This is a genomic window from Saccharothrix stipae, assembly GCF_054781895.1.
Window position 1 is genome coordinate 427,526 of the sequence record NZ_BAAGTN010000009.1, and the last position, 18,594, is coordinate 446,119.

The 18,594-nt window shown below is 71.2% G+C and carries 21 protein-coding genes; 13 read left to right on the forward strand and 8 right to left on the reverse strand.

Going from position 1 to position 18,594, the window contains the following annotated elements; translation table 11 throughout:
• Positions 1-37 precede the first annotated feature (37 nt).
• The gene (locus ACYVLT_RS25155; protein WP_461122659.1) at positions 38-1,054 is read left to right on the forward strand and encodes a helix-turn-helix domain-containing protein; all 1,017 of its coding nucleotides are present in this window, start codon (positions 38-40) and stop codon (positions 1,052-1,054) included.
• Positions 1,055-1,269: 215 nt separating this feature from the next.
• On the opposite strand, the gene ACYVLT_RS25160 is transcribed toward ACYVLT_RS25155, so the two are convergent.
• A complete protein-coding gene (locus tag ACYVLT_RS25160) occupies positions 1,270-1,896 on the reverse strand; it encodes an O-methyltransferase (protein ID WP_461122660.1) in 627 nt (208 codons plus the stop codon).
• A 217-nt stretch (positions 1,897-2,113) separates the two neighbouring features.
• Between ACYVLT_RS25160 and sigE the strand changes: the two genes are divergently transcribed.
• From sigE to tatB, 4 genes are all read left to right on the forward strand, one after another.
• Positions 2,114-2,695: an RNA polymerase sigma factor SigE gene (sigE, locus tag ACYVLT_RS25165; protein WP_461122661.1), complete on the forward strand. Its 582-nt coding sequence runs from the start codon at positions 2,114-2,116 to the stop codon at positions 2,693-2,695.
• On the forward strand, positions 2,692-3,318 hold the full coding sequence (locus ACYVLT_RS25170; protein WP_461122662.1) for an anti-sigma factor family protein: 627 nt from the start codon (positions 2,692-2,694) through the stop codon (positions 3,316-3,318). Before sigE ends, ACYVLT_RS25170 begins: the two co-directional genes overlap by 4 nt.
• Before the next feature lie 81 nt (positions 3,319-3,399).
• Complete coding sequence (locus ACYVLT_RS25175) at positions 3,400-4,929, forward strand: S1C family serine protease (protein ID WP_461122663.1); 1,530 nt, start codon at positions 3,400-3,402, stop codon at positions 4,927-4,929.
• Between the two features lie 48 nt (positions 4,930-4,977).
• Entirely contained in the window at positions 4,978-5,358 is a 381-nt protein-coding gene (gene tatB, locus ACYVLT_RS25180) for a Sec-independent protein translocase protein TatB (RefSeq protein ID WP_461122664.1), read from the forward strand.
• 24 nt (positions 5,359-5,382) lie between these two features.
• Here tatB and ACYVLT_RS25185 read toward each other — a convergent pair whose 3' ends face one another.
• Both ACYVLT_RS25185 and ACYVLT_RS25190 read right to left on the reverse strand, forming a co-directional pair.
• Positions 5,383-5,985, reverse strand: a complete 603-nt coding sequence (locus ACYVLT_RS25185; RefSeq protein ID WP_461122665.1) for a hypothetical protein — start codon at positions 5,983-5,985, stop codon at positions 5,383-5,385.
• A gap of 111 nt (positions 5,986-6,096) precedes the next feature.
• Positions 6,097-7,266 (reverse strand): Mrp/NBP35 family ATP-binding protein, encoded by a 1,170-nt coding sequence (locus ACYVLT_RS25190; protein WP_461122666.1) that lies wholly within the window; start codon positions 7,264-7,266, stop codon positions 6,097-6,099.
• Between the two features lie 98 nt (positions 7,267-7,364).
• Here ACYVLT_RS25190 and ACYVLT_RS25195 point away from each other — a divergent pair, with 98 nt between their 5' ends.
• Entirely contained in the window at positions 7,365-7,826 is a 462-nt protein-coding gene (locus ACYVLT_RS25195; protein ID WP_461122667.1) for a MarR family winged helix-turn-helix transcriptional regulator, read from the forward strand.
• Between the two features lie 28 nt (positions 7,827-7,854).
• Here the strand turns inward: ACYVLT_RS25195 and ACYVLT_RS25200 are convergent, their stop codons facing one another.
• Genes ACYVLT_RS25200 through ACYVLT_RS25215 form a run of 4 tightly spaced genes read right to left on the reverse strand, consistent with a single transcriptional unit; the run spans position 7,855 to position 10,839 of the window.
• Entirely contained in the window at positions 7,855-8,349 is a 495-nt protein-coding gene (locus ACYVLT_RS25200) for a DUF1003 domain-containing protein (RefSeq protein ID WP_461122668.1), read from the reverse strand.
• On the reverse strand, positions 8,342-9,595 hold the full coding sequence (locus ACYVLT_RS25205; RefSeq protein WP_461122669.1) for a magnesium transporter MgtE N-terminal domain-containing protein: 1,254 nt from the start codon (positions 9,593-9,595) through the stop codon (positions 8,342-8,344). Before ACYVLT_RS25205 ends, ACYVLT_RS25200 begins: the two co-directional genes overlap by 8 nt.
• Before the next feature lie 54 nt (positions 9,596-9,649).
• Entirely contained in the window at positions 9,650-10,507 is an 858-nt protein-coding gene (locus ACYVLT_RS25210) for an aminoglycoside phosphotransferase family protein (protein WP_461122670.1), read from the reverse strand.
• Positions 10,504-10,839 (reverse strand): hypothetical protein, encoded by a 336-nt coding sequence (locus ACYVLT_RS25215; protein ID WP_461122671.1) that lies wholly within the window; start codon positions 10,837-10,839, stop codon positions 10,504-10,506. Before ACYVLT_RS25215 ends, ACYVLT_RS25210 begins: the two co-directional genes overlap by 4 nt.
• Before the next feature lie 115 nt (positions 10,840-10,954).
• Here ACYVLT_RS25215 and ACYVLT_RS25220 point away from each other — a divergent pair, with 115 nt between their 5' ends.
• The 4 genes from ACYVLT_RS25220 (at position 10,955) to ACYVLT_RS25235 (ending at position 13,956) form a co-directional block, all read left to right on the forward strand.
• Positions 10,955-11,914 carry an HpcH/HpaI aldolase/citrate lyase family protein gene (locus ACYVLT_RS25220; protein ID WP_461122672.1) on the forward strand — a complete coding sequence of 320 codons (960 nt, stop codon included), beginning with the start codon at positions 10,955-10,957 and terminating at the stop codon, positions 11,912-11,914.
• A gap of 43 nt (positions 11,915-11,957) precedes the next feature.
• Positions 11,958-13,040 carry an AAA family ATPase gene (locus tag ACYVLT_RS25225; RefSeq protein WP_461122673.1) on the forward strand — a complete coding sequence of 361 codons (1,083 nt, stop codon included), beginning with the start codon at positions 11,958-11,960 and terminating at the stop codon, positions 13,038-13,040.
• Entirely contained in the window at positions 13,037-13,699 is a 663-nt protein-coding gene (locus tag ACYVLT_RS25230; protein ID WP_461122674.1) for a DUF4276 family protein, read from the forward strand. Before ACYVLT_RS25225 ends, ACYVLT_RS25230 begins: the two co-directional genes overlap by 4 nt.
• Before the next feature lie 98 nt (positions 13,700-13,797).
• Entirely contained in the window at positions 13,798-13,956 is a 159-nt protein-coding gene (locus tag ACYVLT_RS25235) for a hypothetical protein (protein WP_461122675.1), read from the forward strand.
• Between the two features lie 18 nt (positions 13,957-13,974).
• Here ACYVLT_RS25235 and ACYVLT_RS25240 read toward each other — a convergent pair whose 3' ends face one another.
• Complete coding sequence (locus ACYVLT_RS25240; protein ID WP_461122676.1) at positions 13,975-14,271, reverse strand: DUF4190 domain-containing protein; 297 nt, start codon at positions 14,269-14,271, stop codon at positions 13,975-13,977.
• 141 nt (positions 14,272-14,412) lie between these two features.
• Between ACYVLT_RS25240 and ACYVLT_RS25245 the strand changes: the two genes are divergently transcribed.
• From ACYVLT_RS25245 to ACYVLT_RS25255, 3 genes are all read left to right on the forward strand, one after another.
• On the forward strand, positions 14,413-15,609 hold the full coding sequence (locus tag ACYVLT_RS25245; RefSeq protein WP_461122677.1) for an acyl-CoA dehydrogenase family protein: 1,197 nt from the start codon (positions 14,413-14,415) through the stop codon (positions 15,607-15,609).
• A 1,022-nt stretch (positions 15,610-16,631) separates the two neighbouring features.
• Positions 16,632-17,159, forward strand: coding sequence for a YflT domain-containing protein (locus tag ACYVLT_RS25250; RefSeq protein ID WP_461122678.1), 528 nt, complete (start codon positions 16,632-16,634; stop codon positions 17,157-17,159).
• 171 nt (positions 17,160-17,330) lie between these two features.
• Positions 17,331-18,587, forward strand: a complete 1,257-nt coding sequence (locus tag ACYVLT_RS25255) for an ABC transporter substrate-binding protein (RefSeq protein ID WP_461122679.1) — start codon at positions 17,331-17,333, stop codon at positions 18,585-18,587.
• Positions 18,588-18,594 lie beyond the last annotated feature (7 nt).

Below are 18,594 nucleotides of genomic sequence, written 5' to 3' on the forward strand. Positions count from 1 at the left end.
GGCGGTGCGGTGCGGAGGCGAGTGCTAGGAATCGCACATGCCGCCAGGATCCTCGCACCGCGTCGTGATGATCGTCGACTCCGGCTCGAACCCGTTCGAGCTGGGGGTCGGGACCGAGCTGTTCGGCCTGCGCCGGCCCGAACTCGGTGATCGGCCGTGGTACTCGTTCACGTTGAGCGCGCTCGGGCCCGTGCGGATGAACCACGGCTTCTTCACCCTCACGGGTGTCCCCTCGTTGGAGGAGGTCGATGACGCGGACACCGTGATCGTGTCCAACCGGCCGGACAGCTGGGTCCGGCCGCCGCGACCGCTGCTCGACGCCGTCCGCCGGGCGCACGACCGGGGCGCCAGGCTGGTCAGCTTCTGCACCGGCGCGTTCACCCTGGCCCACGCCGGGCTGCTGGACGGGCGCCGCGTCACCACGCACTGGCAGTGGGCCGACCTGTTCCGGGAGATGTTTCCGCAGGTCGACCTGGTTCCGGAGGTCCTGTACACGCAGGACGACCGGATCTACACGGCGGCCGGGAGCGCGGCGGCGCTGGACCTGGGCCTGCACCTGATCCGGCAGGACCACGGGACGGAGGTGGTCAACGCGGTGTCCCGGCGGCTGGTGTTCGCCGGCCACCGCGACGGCGGTCAACGCCAGTTCGTCGCCCGTCCCGTGCCCGCGGTGCCGGACAACTCGCTGGCCGACGTCCTGACCTGGGCACGAGCCCGGTTGGACCAGCCGCTGACGGTCGCCGCGATGGCCGGTCGCGCGGCCGTCAGCCAGGCCACCCTGCACCGCCGGTTCCAGGCGGAACTGGGCACCACACCCCTCGCCTGGATGACCGCCGAACGAGTGGACCTCGCGCGGAGCCTCATCGAGCGCGGCGAGTCGCGCCTGGACGTGGTGGCGCGCCGCAGCGGCCTCGGCTCGGCGTCGAACCTGAGGGCCCACTTCCGCCGCCGCACCGGCCTGACCCCGAGCGCCTACCGCCGCCGTTTCGGGCCCGACGCCCCGCCGGTTGTCCACAGGCCGCCGGTTGTCCACAGCGAGCCCCTGACCACCTGAAATCGTCGTACCCGGCCGGCAAGATAAAAGCAGGGGTCCCTCTGCCGGGTACCCCTGCGAAGCACGACCGAGGAACCGCGCGGCACCGCGCAGAACCGCGGCGGTGGTCGGGCGTGTCGGCCCGCCGCGGATGGGTGAGTCGGTGGTGAGGCCGGTCGTGGGGTCGGTCGTGGGGTCGGTCGTGGGGCCGGTCTTGGGGCGGGCGCAGGCGCGGCTCAGCCGACCTTCGCGGCCACCAGCAGCCCGTCACCCAGCGGCAGGATCACCGGCACCAGGCGGTCGTCGTCACGCACCGCCCGCGCCACGTCCCGCATCGCCGTGGTGTCCGGGTCCCGGTGCGACGGGTCGACCACCCGCCCGTGCCACAGCACGTTGTCGAACGCCACCACCCCGCCCGGCCGCAGCAGCCGCACGGCCTCCGCCAGGTACTTCGGGTACTCCGCCTTCGCCGCGTCCACGAACACCAGGTCGTACGCGCCGTCGGTCAACCGCGGCAGCACCTCCAGCGCCCGGCCCATGATCAACCTGGTCCGGGACACCGCGATCCCCGCCTCGGCGAACGCCACCCGCGCGGCCCGCTGGTGCTCCGGCGCCACGTCGATCGAGGTCAGCACACCGGCCGCGGGCATGCCGCTGAGCAGGTACAACGCCCCGACCCCGGCACCGGTGCCGATCTCCACCACGGCCTTGGCCTGCAACGCCGCGGCGAGGAACCGCAACGCCGCCCCGCCGCCGGACCCGATCGGCACGCACCCCAACTCGGCGCCACGAGCCCTGGCGGCCGTGACCACGGCGTCCTCGGGCAGGTAGCGCTCCACGTACTCGCGCGTCGGCGCATCCACAGCACGAAGGCTAACGCCGCCGGCGGCGGTTCGGGTGAATCTCGGCGACAACCCGGATTCTCAGCGTGCTCTCAGCCGCCTCTCACGATGGTTATAAGGGAACACGTCACGCTGGTCCCAACGCATGACGAGCAGGACGAACGGGAACACGTCGGGGGAGCCGAGCGTTGACCCGTGCAGCAGGGCAGCCAGCCCAGTGGAGGTGCTTAACCGCCCGATGCCAAAGCAGCCGACCGCCGCACTGACGGCACCCGTCCCCGTCGAGGACGTGGAGTGGATCCCGCCCACGTGGGACGAAGTCGTGCGCGAACACGCCGACCGGGTGTACCGGCTGGCCTACCGCCTCACCGGCAACCAGCACGACGCCGAGGACCTGACCCAGGAGACGTTCATCCGGGTGTTCCGGTCGCTCGCCTCGTACAAGCCCGGCACGTTCGAGGGCTGGCTGCACCGCATCACCACGAACCTCTTCCTCGACATGGCCCGCCGCCGCTCGCGCGTGCGCATGGAGGCCCTGCCGGACGAGACCGACCGCATCCCGGGCGACGACCCGACGCCCGAGGAGGTCTACGCCGACACGCACCTGGACCCGGAGCTGCAGGCCGCGCTGGACGAGCTGCCGCCCGAGTTCCGCGCCGCCGTGGTGCTGTGTGACGTGGAAGGACTCTCCTACGAGGAGATCGGCGCCACCCTCGGCGTCAAACTGGGTACCGTGAGGAGCAGGATCCACCGGGGCCGCCAGGCCCTGAGGGTCGCACTGGAACGCCGTCGGGGTCTGGTTCAGGAGGACTCTGCATGACCGATCTGCGAGGTTGGCAACTGCCCGAGCAGCACCTGCTGCCCGACGCGGTCGTCGCCTTCGTCGACGGCGAGCTGACCGCCTCGGCGCACAGCCGGGCGTCCGCGCACCTGGCGCGCTGCCGGTTCTGCGCCGCCGAGGCGTACTCGCAGCAGCAGGCGCGGTCCGCGGTCCGCGCCGCCGACGCGCCCTGCGCGCCCGCGAGCCTGCTGGCCAGGCTCGGCGCGATCCCGCAGGAGGTTGAGCTGCCCAGCGCGCCGGACGGCCTCGCGGTCACCGAGGACGGCCAACTCGTCACGGTGCAGCGGCCCGACCGGGTCGCGTTCGGCAGTGGTCCTGTGCTGGGGTCCGGCCGCCCTTTCGGTACCGGCGGCGGTAGCCGCTTCGGTGCCGGTCTCTTCGGGGGCAGGCGCGCCCGCCAAGGCGCCGGCGTGGTCGTCTCCGGCCTCATGCTCGGCGCACTGGTCCTCGTCGCACCGAGCAGCGAGGACACCCCGCCACCGCCCGCGCAGGGCAACACCCCGCACCCCGCGCCCGTCGTCGCGCCGGCGTCCGCCGACGCCGAACGGGAGCCGGTCGGCGTGCTGCGGCCCGCGGCGAACACCGGCCTGCTGGGTCGCTGACCAGCCCGCTGACGGCAACTTCACCGGTCACCGGGCACGATTGCCCCGCGACAACCATGGTGTGACGACGTGCGGGGAGCGATGAGCGAGCCAGATCAGGGCAACGGGACGACCCCCAAGTCGGGCGTGGACGACGGGGCGCACCGCAGGCTCGCACCCCGCCCGCTGAACCGCCCGCCCGTCGACTCCGGCCAGCAGGCCGTGTTCGGCAGGCCGCAGGGCGTGGCGGGCGCGTTCTCCGCCGACCGGCCGAGCCTCAACGGCGCCACCGCCGTCCACTTCGCGCCGCCGCCGCCCGAAGCGCTGTCCACCGCGTTCGGCCGCCCGCAGGGCGACGCCGACACCCGCCTGCAACGCCCGCCGGTCGACGTCAACGGCGAGCCGGAGGTGGAGCCCGTCTTCTGGGAGGGCAAACCGGCGGGCGACTCGTGGCGCGACCCCGGCGCGTCGGCCGTCATCGGCCCACCCGCCGTCACCGAGCAACCCGACGCCGACCCCGAGCCGGAACCGGCGCCCGGTCCGCAGCTCAGCGTGCCCGAACTGCTGTTCGGGCGGCGGGTCAAGCCGCTGGGCCTGGTGCTGCTGATGGTGGCCGCGCTGGTGGTCGGCGCGGCGGGCGGCGCGGTCGGCTGGCTGCTGGGCCGCGTCGGCAACCCGCTGACCGACGGCGGCGTCACGCTGGCCGAGGTCAAGCCCGGCAAGGAACGCCCCGTGGGGTCGGTCGCCGACATCGCCAAGCGGGTCACGCCCAGCGTGGTGTCGATCGAGTTCAAGGGCGCGAACGTGGCGGGCGTCGGCTCGGGCGTGGTCATCGACGGCGCTGGGTACGTGCTCACCAACGACCACGTGGTCGCGCCGGCGGTGCAGGACACGTCGGCGAAGCTGACCGTCGTCTTCACCGACGGCAAGCGGGCCGTGGCGCAGATCGTCGGCCGCGACTCCAAGACCGACCTGGCGGTGATCAAGGTCGCGGTGGACAACCCGACCGTGCTGCAGTTCGGCAACTCCGACGAGCTGGCGGTCGGCGACACGGTGCTGGCCATCGGCTCGCCGCTGTCGCTGTCGAACACCGTGACCGAGGGCATCGTCAGCGCGCTGCACCGCCCCGTGACGGCGGCGGGCGAGAACGGCGGGCCGCAGATCACCTACGACGCCATCCAGACCGACGCGGCCATCAACCCGGGCAACTCCGGCGGCGCGCTGGTCGACTCGGCCGGGGCGCTGGTCGGCATCAACTCGTCGATCCGCACCGAGACCGGCGGCTCGGTCGGCCTCGGGTTCGCGATCTCCGGCAACTACGCGCGCAAGGTGTCGCAGGCGTTGATCCGCGACGGCGAGGTCAAGCATGCCGACATGAACATCAACGTGCGGTCCGCGTCGGCGGAGACGGCCGAGGGCGCGCAGGTGCAGAACGTCCCCGAGGGCGGTGCGGCCGACGCGGCCGGCATCGAGGAGGGCGACGTGATCACGCGGGTCGGCGAGCGGATGGTGCGCAACGCCGCGGAGCTGACCGTTGCGGTAAGGGACCATGAAATCGGCGAGACGGTGCCGGTCGTGCTGGCCAGGCAGGGCCGTGAGCTGACCGTGCAGGTGACTTTGAGGTCCGACTGACGGCTACGCTGGCGGTCAGGGCTGGGGCGCGGAAGGTGGGGCACGAGGGTGTTCGACAGCATCGGGTGGCTTGAGATCCTCGTCATCGTCGTGGCGGGCCTGTTCATCCTGGGTCCGGAACGACTGCCCGAGGCGGCGTCCTGGGTCGGCAAGACGGTCCGCCGGGTCCGCGACTACGCGACGGGCGCGCGGGAGCAGTTGAAGCAGGAGATGGGGCCCGAGTTCGAGCAGCTGCGCAAGCCGCTGGAGGACCTGCGGGAACTGCGCAACTTCGACCCCAAGCGCGCGATCACCAAGCACCTGTGGGACGACGACCCGGTGGAGAAGCCGAACGGCCACCCCGCCGTGCCGCCGGCCCGCGACACCGGCGGCCGCGACCGCCCGCTGGAGCGCGGCGAGCGCCCGCCGTACGACCCGGACGCCACCTGACGTCCCCCACGCGAGGGGGCGCGGTCATCCCGGTTTCCTCAGGGCGGCGACCAGGTTGACAGCCAGGCACGCGAGCACCGCGCCCGTCCCCAGCAGGTACATGTACCAGGGAACGTGCAGGTCCGCCGCGGGCCGGGGTTCGTACACCCCTTCGGGGTCGTAGGCGATCTCCAACCGCTGTCCCGGCTCACCGGCCCGCCGGTGGCTGTCCACGGCGGTGATCGGACCGCTGTCGCAGCGGAGGTCGTACCGGTGGTAGCCCACCAAGTCACCGGACCCGGTGACCGCCACGTCCAGCTCGACGGCGACGATGTCGCACGTGGTGCGCGAACCACGTGCTTCGATGATCACCTCGGTCGCCAGGTGCCCGGTCAGCAACGCCGCCGTCACCAGGCAGCCGGCCGAGATCAAGACCGCGTCCGGAGTCCTGTTCGCCCGCACCGGCAGGGCGAACGTCAGCACACCGACGAGCGCCACCGCCGTCCACAGCAGAACGACGAGGAAGCCGGGGGCGTGCGCGGCGGTCAAGTGGACCGCCGCCACCACGAGCCCCAGGACCGCGACCGGGTGGACTACGGCGGCGACGAGCGACCACACGAAGAACCGGCTCCACCGGCCGTTCGGCATTGCGCCCCCCGCACGTCGGCTGCCCCACCAGGATCACACGGCGCACCGCGGCGCGGGAGCCCGTCATCCGGGTGCCGCACCGGGGTCTGTCCGGGGGTGCGGGGAGTCGGCCTACCGCCCGGCGGGGGTGACGTTCAGCAGGCGACCGGCCAGTCCGCGCGACCGCGTGGACAGCTTGCCCGCCACGGCCGTCAGCACCTGGCCGGCGACCGACTCGGGGTGCGCCAGCACGATCGGCGTGCCCGAGTCGCCCTGCTCGCGCAGGCGCTGGTCGAGCGGCACCTGGCCCAGCAGCGGCACGTCGGCGCCCACGGCCTGGGTCAGCGAGTCGGCCACGGCCTGCCCGCCGCCCGAGCCGAACACGTCCATCCGGGTGCCGTCCGGCAGCTCCAGCCACGACATGTTCTCGATCACGCCGGCGATCCGCTGCCTGGTCTGCAACGCGATCGACCCCGCCCGCTCGGCCACCTCGGCCGCCGCCTGCTGCGGCGTCGTCACGACCAGGATCTCGGCGTTGGGCACCAGTTGCGCCACCGAGATGGCGATGTCGCCGGTGCCCGGCGGCAGGTCGAGCAGCAGCACGTCCAGGTCGCCCCAGAACACGTCGGCCAGGAACTGCTGCAACGCCCGGTGCAGCATCGGGCCGCGCCACACGACCGGGGTGTTGCCCGGCGTGAACATGCCGATCGAGATGAGCTTCACGCCGTGCGACTGCGGCGGCATAATCATCTTCTCGACCTGCGTCGGCGTGGCCTCGGTGCCCAGCATCCGCGGGATGGAGTGGCCGTAGATGTCGGCGTCCACCACGCCGACCGACAGCCCGCGCGCGGCCATCGCGACGGCCAGGTTCACCGTCACCGACGACTTGCCCACGCCGCCCTTGCCCGACGCCACGCAGTAGACCCGCGTCAACGACCCCGGCTGCGCGAACGGGATCACCGGCTCCTCGACACCGCCGCGCAGCGACTTGCGGAGCTCGGTGCGCTGGGTGTCGCTCATCACGTCCAGCTCGACGCGGACACCGGTCACGTCGTCGAGCGCGGCGACGGCGGCCGTCACGTCGGCGGTGATCCGGTCGCGCATCGGGCAGCCGGACACGGTGAGGTACACCGCCACGTCCACGACCCCGTCGTCACCGACTACGACGCCCTTGACCATGCCCAGGTCGGTGATCGGACGCCGGATCTCCGGGTCCTGCACACCGGCCAACGCCTTCTGCACGTCGTCAACGGTAGGAAGAGTCACGGGAACGCCTTCGCCAAGAGGTGGTGGGACCGCCATGCTACGGCGGACCGTGCACCCTCCAAGCTACCGGTCGGTCACCCCGGTTACGGGGGCAGCGCGCAGCCGGTTGCGTGCTTTCCGTAACATTGGTATCCGTGCCGGAAACCGGATCTGCCCGGTTGCCCACCCGTACCGAGTTGGGGGTGTGGCGATCCTTCCTCCGGGCGCACGCGAGGCTCACTCGGATCCTGGAAGCCGAGCTGATCGCCGAGCAACGCCTGTCGCTCGCCGCCTACGACGTCCTGGTGCAGCTCGCCGAGGCGCCGCAGCACCGACTGCGGATGACCGAGCTGGCCGACGCCGTGCTGCTGTCGCGTTCCGGCGTCACAAGACTCGTCGACCGCCTGGAACGCGCGGGCCTCGTGCTGCGGGAACGCGCCGACGGCGACGGTCGCGGCGTGGTGGCGGTGCTCACGTCCCAGGGCCTGGAACGGCTGCGCGTGGCGTCGGCCACGCACCTCACGGGCGTGGCGCGGCACTTCGCCGAGGCGTTCGACCACGCCGAGCTGGAGGCGTTCGGCCGCACGTGCGACCAGCTGGGCGCCGAGGAACCCTGAGGCGCTGCGGCGACCGATCCCTGAGGCGCTACGGCGACGACACGTCGTCCTTGACGGCGCGCTTGCGGTCGCGGAACACGCGTTCCAGCTCGCTGCGCAGGTAGTCGCGGGTCACCACCTCGCCGACGGCCAACCGCAGCGCCGCCAGCTCGCGGGCCAGGTACTCGGTGTCGGCCTTGGTCTGCGCGGCCCGCGCCCGGTCCTCCTCCAGCGACACCCGGTCGCGGTCGTCCTGCCGGTTCTGCGCGAGCAGGATCAGCGGCGCGGCGTACGCGGCCTGCGTGGAGAACGCCAGGTTGAGCAGGATGAACGGGTACGGGTCCCAGCGCAGCGAGACCGCGACCAGGTTCACCGTGATCCACACGATCACCAGCAGCGTCTGCCAGAACAGGAACTTGCCGGTGCCCAGGAACCGGGCGAGCCGCTCGGAGAACCGGCCGAACGCCTCCGGGTCGAGCGACAGCCGGAACCGGCCCTCGGTGCGCGGCTGGTCGAGCCGTCGACGTGGCAGCAGCTCAGGCATGGGACAGCCCCGTTTCGCGCCAGTTGTCGGGCAGCAGGTGGTCCAGCACGTCGTCCACGGTGACCGCGCCGAGCAGGTGGTCGCTCTCGTCCACCACCGGCCCGCACACCAGGTTGTAGGCGGCGAAGTAGCGGGTCACGTCGCTGAGCGACGCGGTCGGCGACATCGTCGCCAGGTCGGTGTCCAGCAGGCCCGCGACCAGGTCGGACGGCGGTTCGCGCAGCAGCCGCTGGATGTGCACGCAGCCCAGGTAGCGTCCGGTCGGCGTGGCCGTCGGCGGGCGGCACACGAACACCATGCTGGCCAGCGCGGGCGTGAGGTCGGGGTTGCGCACGTGCGCCAGCGCCTCGGCCACGGTCGCGTCCGGCGCGAGCACCACCGGTTCCGGCGTCATCAGCCCGCCCGCGGTGTCGAAGCTGTACTCCAGCAGCCGCTTCACCGGCGCCGACTCCTCGGGCTCCATCAGCTCCAGCAGCCGGTCCTTCTCCACCTCGGGCAGCTCCGACAGCAGGTCCGCGGCGTCGTCGGGGTCCATCGCCTCCAGGATGTCCGCGGCGCGCTCGTCGTCCAGGTGCGCGATCAGGTCCTTCTGGTCCTCCTCGGCCATCTCCTCGATCACGTCGGCGAGCCGTTCGTCGTCCAGCGCCTCGGCCACCTCGTAGCGCCGCTTGAACGGCAGGCTGTGCAGCGCCAGCGCCACGTCGGCCGCGCGCATCGTCTCGAAGATCGCCACCAGGTGCTGCGCGCCCTGCGGCTGACCGGCCAGCTCGGTCACCGACAACCCGGCCAGGTCCTCCCAGCGCAGCACCTGCACCGGTCCGCGCCGGGCCAGCCGCCCGGTGCGCTCCCGGACCGCGACCCGCGTCATCCGCCAGTCGCGGGTGCGGCTGGGTTCCATCGCGGCGTCGACCAGCACCGCGGTCGCGCCGGAGTCGAGCGTCACCCGCGCGTCGAGGAGTTCGCCGACGACCAGCACCTCGTTCGTGCGCTGGTGGAACTGGCGCAGGTTGACCGACCCGGTGGCGAGCGTCACCGCGTTCGGCTCGATCGAGGTGACCCGCAGCATCGGCACGAAGATGCGCCGCCGGGTCGCCAGTTCCAGCACCAGGCCGAGCACGCGGGGCGGCTGGCGGTCCACCCGCAGGCCGATGACCAGGTCGCGGACCTTGCCGATGGACTCGCCGTCGGGCCCGAACACGGGCAGACCGGCGAGCTGGGCGGCGAAGACGCGGTTCACGGCGACCACGTGATCAGGTTAGTCCGCCGGGTGCGCCGCCGCTGCGTTCCACTGTGGACCGTCCTAGGGGCGGAGGGCGAGCGAGATCGCCTCGGTGGCGGCGGCCATCCAGTCCAGATCCTCGGTCAAGCACCACAACCACGTCTCGACCGCGCGGCAGAACGTCCAGGCGCGGGCCCGGTCGGCGTCCAGCTCGCCGATGTCGCACAGCGCGGCGAGCCGGTCGCGCAGGCCTCGCTCGCCGTCCAGCTCCCCGAACCTGTTCCACAGCAACGGGATCACGCCCACCTCGGGGTCGCCCGACAGCGGCTTCGGGTCGATCATCAGCCACGGCTCGCGGTATCCGCGCAGCACGTTCTCGTAGTGCAGATCTTGGTTGACCAGCGTGGTCCCGGCCGTCCGACAGAGGTCGCGGCCGAGTTCGAGGGCCTGCTCGACCAGCGCGGACGGCAGCGGGTCGCCCAGCGCGGCGTTGCGCGCGACCACGTCGGAGAACGCGTAGCGGCGGTACCGCGGGCCGGCGGGGACGCGCAGCCGGCGCAGCAGGCCGCCGGTGACGGCCAGCGCCTCCTCGATCGGCGCGTCGGCCAGGGTCCGGGTGTGGTCGAGGCGTTCCAGGAGCAGCGCGCCGTGCTCGTCGTCGTGCCGCAGCAGTTCGACCACGCCGGGACCGGCCCACGCCGCCAGGGCCGCGAATTCGTCCCGGCTCTCCTCGTCCAGCCAGGTGAGCTTCAGCGCGGCCGGGTGGCCGTCCGCGAGGCGCACCGGCAGGACGACGGCGACGTGGCCGTGCAGCGGGTCGCCGTCGGGGGTGAGGCGCCAGCGCGCGCAGAACCTCGTGGCCAGGGCGGGCAGTGAGGCGACCCAGGACGACGCCTCCTCGCCCAGCAGCGAGCCGAAACCGGCGGGGACGGTGATCACGCGAACTCCAGTCGGTAGACCTCGTCCCACCGCGGCCGGCCGTTCAGCCTGGCCGTCCGCAACGCCGCCGCCGACTCGTCGTCCAGGGTGGTGAGCCGGGCGGTCGCGGGCGCGTCGACCAGGTGCGAGTGGGTGGTGGGCGAGCGGACCGTGACCGTGCAGGCGACGCCGTCGGCCAGTCCCGGCACCTGCTGTTCCGTGCCGCCGACGGCCACCAGCACCGCGCCGTCGCGCCACAGCGCCCACACCAGCCGCGGCTCGTGACCGGTCGGCGCCACCCAGATCGCGGCGGCCTTGCGCAGCGCGTTGTCCAGCACCTGCTCGATCTCCACCGGTTCAGCCTGCCACGGGTCTGTGAATCCGGACTCACGGAATAGCGGGTGGCACGGGTGCGTGCCACCCTTCGCACGACAGTAGTTACCGGCCGGTACGAGGAGGTACCCCACAGTGGTCGACCAGCAGCGTCCCCGTCGCTCGTGCCTGGCCGTGCCCGGGTCGAGCCAGAAGATGATCGACAAGGCCCGCACGCTGCCCGCGGACCAGGTGTTCCTCGACCTGGAGGACGCGTGCGCGCCGCTGGCCAAGCCGGACGCGCGCAAGACCATCGTGGCGTCGTTGAACGAGGGCGGCTGGGGCTCCCGCGCGCGGGTGGTGCGGGTGAACGACTGGACCACCGAGTGGACCTACCGCGACGTCACCGAGGTCGTCGAGGGCGCGGGCGCGAACCTGGACTGCATCATGCTGCCGAAGGTGCAGACCGCGGAGCAGGTGCACGCGCTGGACCTGCTGCTCACCCAGATCGAGAAGACCATGGGCTACGAGGTCGGCCGGATCGGCATCGAGGCGCAGATCGAGAACGCCCTGGGCCTGATCAACGTCAACGCGATCGCCACCGCCTCGCCGCGGGTGGAGACGATCATCTTCGGCCCGGCCGACTTCATGGCGTCGATCAACATGAAGTCGCTGGTCGTCGGCGAGCAGCCGCCCGGCTACGACGTGGGCGACGCGTACCACTACATCCTGATGCAGATCCTGATGGCGGCGCGTGCGCACGACAAGCAGGCCATCGACGGTCCGTACCTGCAGATCCGCGACGTCGAGGGTTTCAAGCGCGTGGCCGGCCGCTCGGCCGCCCTGGGGTTCGACGGCAAGTGGGTGCTGCACCCCGGCCAGATCGACGCGGCGAACGAGGTGTTCAGCCCCAAGCAGGAGGACTACGACCACGCCGAGAACATCCTCGACGCGTACGACTACTTCACGTCTGAGAAGGGCGGCCGGAAGGGCGCGGTGATGCTCGGCGACGAGATGATCGACGAGGCGTCGCGCAAGATGGCGCTGGTCATCTCGTCCAAGGGCCGTGCGGCGGGCATGTCGCGCACGAACGTGTGGTCGCCGCCGGAGGAGTGACTTCTCCCGGCTCCCCGTCGGCTCGTGGTCGTAGAGTGATCGCGTGGCCGACGGGGAGCTGAAGTCGATCGAGGTGGAGGGCTACGCCTCGATCCGCTCGGCGGCGGTGTCCCTGGGCCGGCTGAACGTGCTGATCGGCGCGAACGGGGCGGGCAAGAGCAATTTCGTGCGGGTGTTCGAGCTGCTCGGCCGCCTGGTCGAATCGGACCTGCCCTACTTCGTCGGCAAGAACGGCGGCGCCTCGGCGCTGCTCAACGCCGCTGCCGCGCGTCTGCGGGTCAAGCTCAACGCGTCCTCGGGGCAGTACGAAGCCGTGCTGGAGCCCGCGGGCGGCGACGAGTTCATCTTCGCCCACGAATCCGTCGGCCGGGCGGTGCCGGTCGAGGTCGGTCGGGGGAGCCGGCAGACGCGGCTGCACGAGACCGCGGACACCGGCGTAAACCAGGCGGCGTCGGACATGATCGACATGCTGCGCGGCTGCCGCGTCTACCACTTCCACGACACCAGTTCGGACGCGCGGGTCAAGCACCTCGTGCCCACCGCCGACAACCTGGCGTTGCACGATGACGCGGGCAACCTCGCGGCCGTCCTGCTCGCGCTCTCGGACAGCGACGACGGGGCCGACCGAGCGGCCTACCGGCGCATCGTCGGGGCCATCCGCCAAGTCGCGCCGTTCTTCCGGGACTTGGTGCTGCGTCCCGAGAAGAGCGATCGACTGAGGCTGCGGTGGCGGCAGCACGACTCGGACGCCGTGTTCTCGGCCGACCAGATGTCCGACGGCACGCTGCGGTTCATCTGCCTCGCGACGCTTCTCCTGCACCCACGACTGCCATCGCTGGTCGTGTTGGACGAACCGGAACTCGGGCTGCACCCCTACGCCGTCGTCCAGTTGGCCGGCCTGCTGCGGCACGCGTCCGTGCGCGGCCAAGTGCTCATCGCCACGCAGTCGGTCACCCTGATGAACCAGTTCGACCTGGACGACCTGATCGTGGTCGAGCGGGTCGACGGCGCGTCGACGTTCACCCGGCCGGATCGCGAGCGACTCGGCGCGTGGCTGAACGAGTACTCGCTGGGCGAGCTGTGGGAGAAGAACCTGATCGGGGGCAGGCCGGGCGGTAGCTCGTGACCAGTGCTTCCCGGCGGGTCCACCTGCTGGTCGAGGGGCAGACCGAGGAGGTCGTGGCCGACTCCGTCATCCGCCCCCACCTCGAAGCGCTGGGATGGGTGACCAGCCTGTCGCTCGTGAAGACCAAGAGGCCCGCGGCGGGGCCGTCGCACAAGGGCGGCGTCACCGGCTGGGGGCAGGTCCAGCGGGACATCAGGCTCCTGCTGAACGACACGAGCCTCGACGTGCTCACCACGCTGTTCGACTACTACGCGTTCCCGGCGGACTGCCCCGGCATGGGTGACCGGCCGCCGGGCGACGTCTACGAGCGGGTCGGACACGTCGAGCGTTGCCTGGTCGAAGCGGTCGGTGACCGGCGATTCCGGCCGAACCTCGTGGTCCATGAACTGGAGGCCTGGGTCTTCGCCGCCGCTGATGAGCTGGGGCAGTTCCTCGGTCCCGAGCTCGCCGAACGACTCAGCGAAGACGTCCGCGCCGCCGGCGGCCCGGAGTCGGTCAACGACGGGCCTGCCACCGCGCCTTCGAAGAGGCTGCTCGACTACTGCCCGGGCTACGTCAAAACGGTCGACGGGCCGCTCGCGATCCAAGACCTGGGACTCGCGCGCCTCCGGGCGGTGTGTCCGCACCTCGACGCCTGGCTCCGCACGTTCGAAGAGTGACGAAACGTTCACCCGCTGCTGGTCGCGGTGGTGAGCATGCCCACAAGAAGCGCTCCTGATTGGCGATCACGGGGTGAGGCGTGTGCATGGTGGTGGGCGTGTCCAGACACCGAACTCCCCGCCGGTGGTTCCAGCGCCGCCGTGACGACCTGTTGGAGCGCAGCTTCCGGGCCTGCCCGGCCTGCTCCACCGACGTGCACGTGTTCGCCGACGTCTGCCGGCACTGCGGTGGCGCGCTGGAGCAGCGCGCCTCCTGACCGCGCGACCCGACCTGGTCAGCGCGTGGGCACCGGCAGGTTCCCGGCCTCCTGGACCAGCCACACCACCAGCACGACCCACACCACGAGCGCCAGCAGCCAGAGCACGGTGAGCACGACGCCGATGATCAGGCCCGCCGTGGCCATGCCCCAGCCCTCCTCGCCGGTCCGCCGGATCTGCTTGCGCGCCACCACGCCCAGCACGATGCCCGCCGGGGAGAACAGGAACGCCGTGATCAGCGCCGCGATCGCCATCCCGTTGGTCTGCCTGGGCGGCGGGTAGTGGCCGGGCTGCGGGTAGTACGGCTGCGACATGTGATCCCCCTGCGGTCCTGCGGGCGTCCAGGCTAGCCCGCTGTTTCGGTTCAGCGCGTGGCGATGAGCACTCTCGTGCCGCGAACGTGCGTTAACCAGTCCATACTCGCCGGTAACCCGTGAGCTACGAAGGGAACCGCGATGGCGCGCCTGGCCCGGACCGCAGGACTGACCGACATCCAGGAGGAGATCCTGTCGACGGTCCGCACCTTCGTGGACAAGGAGATCATCCCGCACGCCCAGGCGCTGGAGCACGGCGACACCTACCCGGCCGACATCGTCGAGGGCATGAAGGAGATGGGCCTGTTCGGGCTCACCATCCCGGAGGAGTTCGGCGGGCTCGGCGAGTCGCTGCTGACCTACGCCCTGGTGGTGGAGCAGATCGCCCGCGGCTGGATGTCCGTCTCCGGTGTCATCAACACCCACTTCATCGTGGCGCACATGCTCAAGCAGCACGGCACGCCCGAGCAGCAGCAGAAGTACCTGCCGCGGATGGCCACCGGCGAGGTGCGCGGCTCGTTCTCCATGTCCGAACCGGAACTCGGGTCCGACGTGGCCGCGATCCGCACGCGCGCCGTGCGCGAGGGCGACGACTTCGTCATCAACGGCCAGAAGATGTGGCTGACCAACGGCGGCACGTCCAACCTCACCGCCGTGCTGGTGAAGACCGACGAGGGCGCGGAGAAGGCGCACCGGAACCTGACCACGTTCCTGGTGGAGAAGCCCGAGGGCTACGGCGAGGTCGTGCCCGGCCTCACCATCCCCGGCAAGATCGACAAGATGGGCTACAAGGGCGTCGACACCACCGAGATGGTGTTCGACGGCTTCCGGATCCCCGCCGAGCAGGTGCTGGGCGGCCAGACCGGCCGGGGCTTCCGGCACATGATGGACGGTGTCGAGGTCGGCCGGGTCAACGTGGCGGCCCGGGCGTGCGGCATCGCGTTGCGGTCCTTCGAGCTGGCCATCGAGTACGCGCAGCAGCGCAAGACCTTCGGCAAGCCGATCGTCGAGCACCAGGCCATCGCGTTCAAGCTGGCCGAGATGGCGACCAAGGTCGAGGCCGCCCACCTGATGATGGTCAACGCCGCCCGGCTGAAGGACTCCGGCGCGCGCAACGACGTCGAGGCCGGCATGGCCAAGCTCATCGCGTCCGAGTACTGCGCCGAGGTGACGCAGGAGGCGTTCCGCATCCACGGCGGCTACGGGTACTCCAAGGAGTACGAGATCGAGCGGCTGATGCGCGAGGCGCCGTTCCTGCTCATCGGCGAGGGCACCAGCGAGATCCAGAAGACGATCATCAGTCGGGGCCTGCTGCGCGACTACCAGTCCCGCGGTTGACTCCAGGGGCCGGCGGTGCGCCTTCCCTTGGACCTCAGGTGCGCCTTCCCCTCGCCCTCAAAAGATCCAAAAGCTTGAAAGCACGTCCTCGCCGGACGGGCAGATCAGCAGGATGACCCCGACTACCCGGTCCTGTACCGGGTCCGTCGTTGGCCCGGGCTCCGTGTCATCCCACCGACCTCCACAAGGGCTACCACACGTATCAAGGGGGGCGGCATCGGAAGCACTGGTCAGGCAGAGGTGGACAGCGCCCCCCTTGACACGCGCGGTAGGGCTGCGCCAGGTCGGCGGGATGACACGGAACCCTCGCTCTGAGGAAAGACCGCCGCTGGACGGATCCGGGGTCGCGGGTCGGGTCCGGCACCGCCGCCGTCTCGCGGTGCGGCCGCCAACTCTCCTCCTCCCACGGGGGAGGGCTTCGTGTCATCCCGCCGACCTGGCTTTGCCCTACCGCGCGTGTCAAGGGGGCACTGTTCAGCGCTTGCCCGGTGTGGATCTCTTGCCGCCCCCTTGATACGTGTGGTAGCCCGGAGGGAGGTCGGTGGGATGACACGAAACCCGGACTGACAACGGACCCGGCGCAGGACCGGGCAGTCGGGGTCATCCTGCTGATCTGCCCGTCCGGCGAGGACAGCTTTTCAAGCTTTTGATCTTGTCGAACTTCCGACTCGTCAAGTTCCGACAGCACCGCACCGCCCCCGCCGGACCACGATCGGGCCGCCCCCCGCCGGACCACGGTGGGGCCGCCCCCCGCCGGACCACGGTGGGGCTGCGGCCGACCGCTCAGCGGACGTCCCGCAGTCGGCCGCCCGGCCAGTTGTCCACAGGCCGGGGCCGACCGCCGTGCACCGTCGGTCCCGGCCGGCAGAATCAAGAACAGGGGTCCCCCGGTCGGGGACCCCCGCGCCGCGTCGCGGCCCGAGCCGCAGGTCACGTTTCGCACCCTTCCCGGCAACCTGTTTCGCGCCGCCCGCCCGGTGTTGGCAGGATGGGGAGATCAGCACCGCGAAGAGGTGGTCACCGTGACGAGTTCCTTCTCCGGCCAGAACCGACCCGGGGTGCCTCCCCGCCTGCCCACCCCGCCCACCGGCTGGCCCATCGGCTCGTACGGCACCTACGAGGAGGCGCAGCGCGCGGTCGACTTCCTGGCCGACGACAACTTCCCCGTCCAAGAGGTCACCATCGTGGGCGTCGACCTGATGCTCGTCGAACGGGTCACCGGCCGGCTCACCTGGGGCCGCGTGCTCGGCACCGGCGCGGCGTCGGGCGCGTGGTTCGGCCTGTTCGTCGGCGTCCTGCTCAGCCTGTTCAACACCAGCCCCGGCGCGAGCCTCGGCCCGATCGTGGCGGGCCTGGTCGTCGGCATCGCGTTCGGCCTGATCTTCGCCGCGGTCGGCTACGGCTCGGCGCGCGGCAAGCGCGACTTCCAGAGCGCGAGCCAGCTCGTCGCGGGCCGCTACGACGTCCTCTGCCAGCCACGTTCCGCCGAACGGGGACGTGACCTGCTGGCCAAGCTGGCCATGCGCCCCTCCGACGCGGGCAAAGACTGAGGTTTACTCCATCACTCCACCGGGTAACGCCGTTCCGGGCTCCGGTGGTTGCGGCACCTGATCATCGGGCCTACGTTCGTTCCACCGGTCGGCCCAGTCGACCGGTGGGGCACGACGAGGTGCCGGGCGCTGCGGTCTGGCTCCTCCGTTGTCGGGAAGGAGGCAGGACCGATGAGGGGCAAGGGTCATCGGTTGGCCGCCGCAGGGGGCGCCGCGCTGATCGCGACGTCCGTGCTGGCGGGCTGTGGTTCGGGTGACGGCGGGATCACCATCAACGTCTACAAGTACCCGCAGGAGAACTTCCAGAAGATCGTCGACAACTGCAACGCCCAGGCCGACGGCTACGAGATCGTCTACCACAAGCTGCCGCGCGAGGCGGACGGCCAGCGCGAGCAGATGGTCCGCAGGCTCGCCGCCGAGGACTCCGGCATGGACGTGCTGGCGCTCGACGTCACGTGGACCGCGGAGCTCGCCAAGGCGGGCTGGATCAAGGAGTTCACCGGCCAGGCCAAGGCGCTGGTCGAGGACGGCACGCTGGAGACACCGCTGGAGACCGCCCGGTACGAGGGCAAGCTCTACGGCGCCCCGGACAACACCAACGTCCAACTCCTCTGGTACCGCGCGGACCTGGTGCCGACGCCGCCGAAGACCTGGGACGAGATGATCGAGATCGGCTCCCGGCTCCAGGGTGACGGCAACGACGACACCCCCGGCCTGGTCGCCGCGCAGGGCAAGCAGTACGAGGGCCTCGTGGTGCTCTACAACACCCTGGTCAACACCGCCGGCGGGCAGATCATCGACGACAGCGGCACCAAGGCCGTGGTGGACGACGGCGCGGTCAAGGCCCTTGAGGTGCTCAAGAAGTTCGCCACCTCCGACGTGGTCGACCCGTCGTTCTCCAACGCCGCCGAGGACGACGCCCGGCTGGCCATGGAGGGCGGCAAGGCGGCGTTCATGCTGAACTGGCCGTACGTCTACGCCGCCGCGCAGTCCGTGCAGGACATCGCGAAGAACCTCAAGTGGGCGCCCTACCCGTCGATCGACGGCGAGCCCGCCGAGGTCACCGTGGGCGGCATCAACTACGCGGTCAGCGCCTTCACCGAGCACGAACGGGAGTCGTTCGACGCGGTGCAGTGCCTGCGCGGCGCGGAGAGCCAGAAGTTCGCCGCCATCAACGACGGCGTGCCGCCGACCATCGAGTCCGTCTACGACGACCCGGAGATGGCCGAGCCGTACCCGATGAAGGAAGCGATCCTGGAGACGTTGAAGAACGCGAGCGCGCGCCCGCGGACCCCCGCCTACCAGAACGTCTCGACCGTCATCTCCACGATCCTGTCGCCCCCGGCGGGCATCGACCCGCAGCGCACGGCCGACCGGCTGCGCACCGAACTGCAGGACGCGCTCGACTCGAAGGGGGTTCTGCCGTGAGCCACGC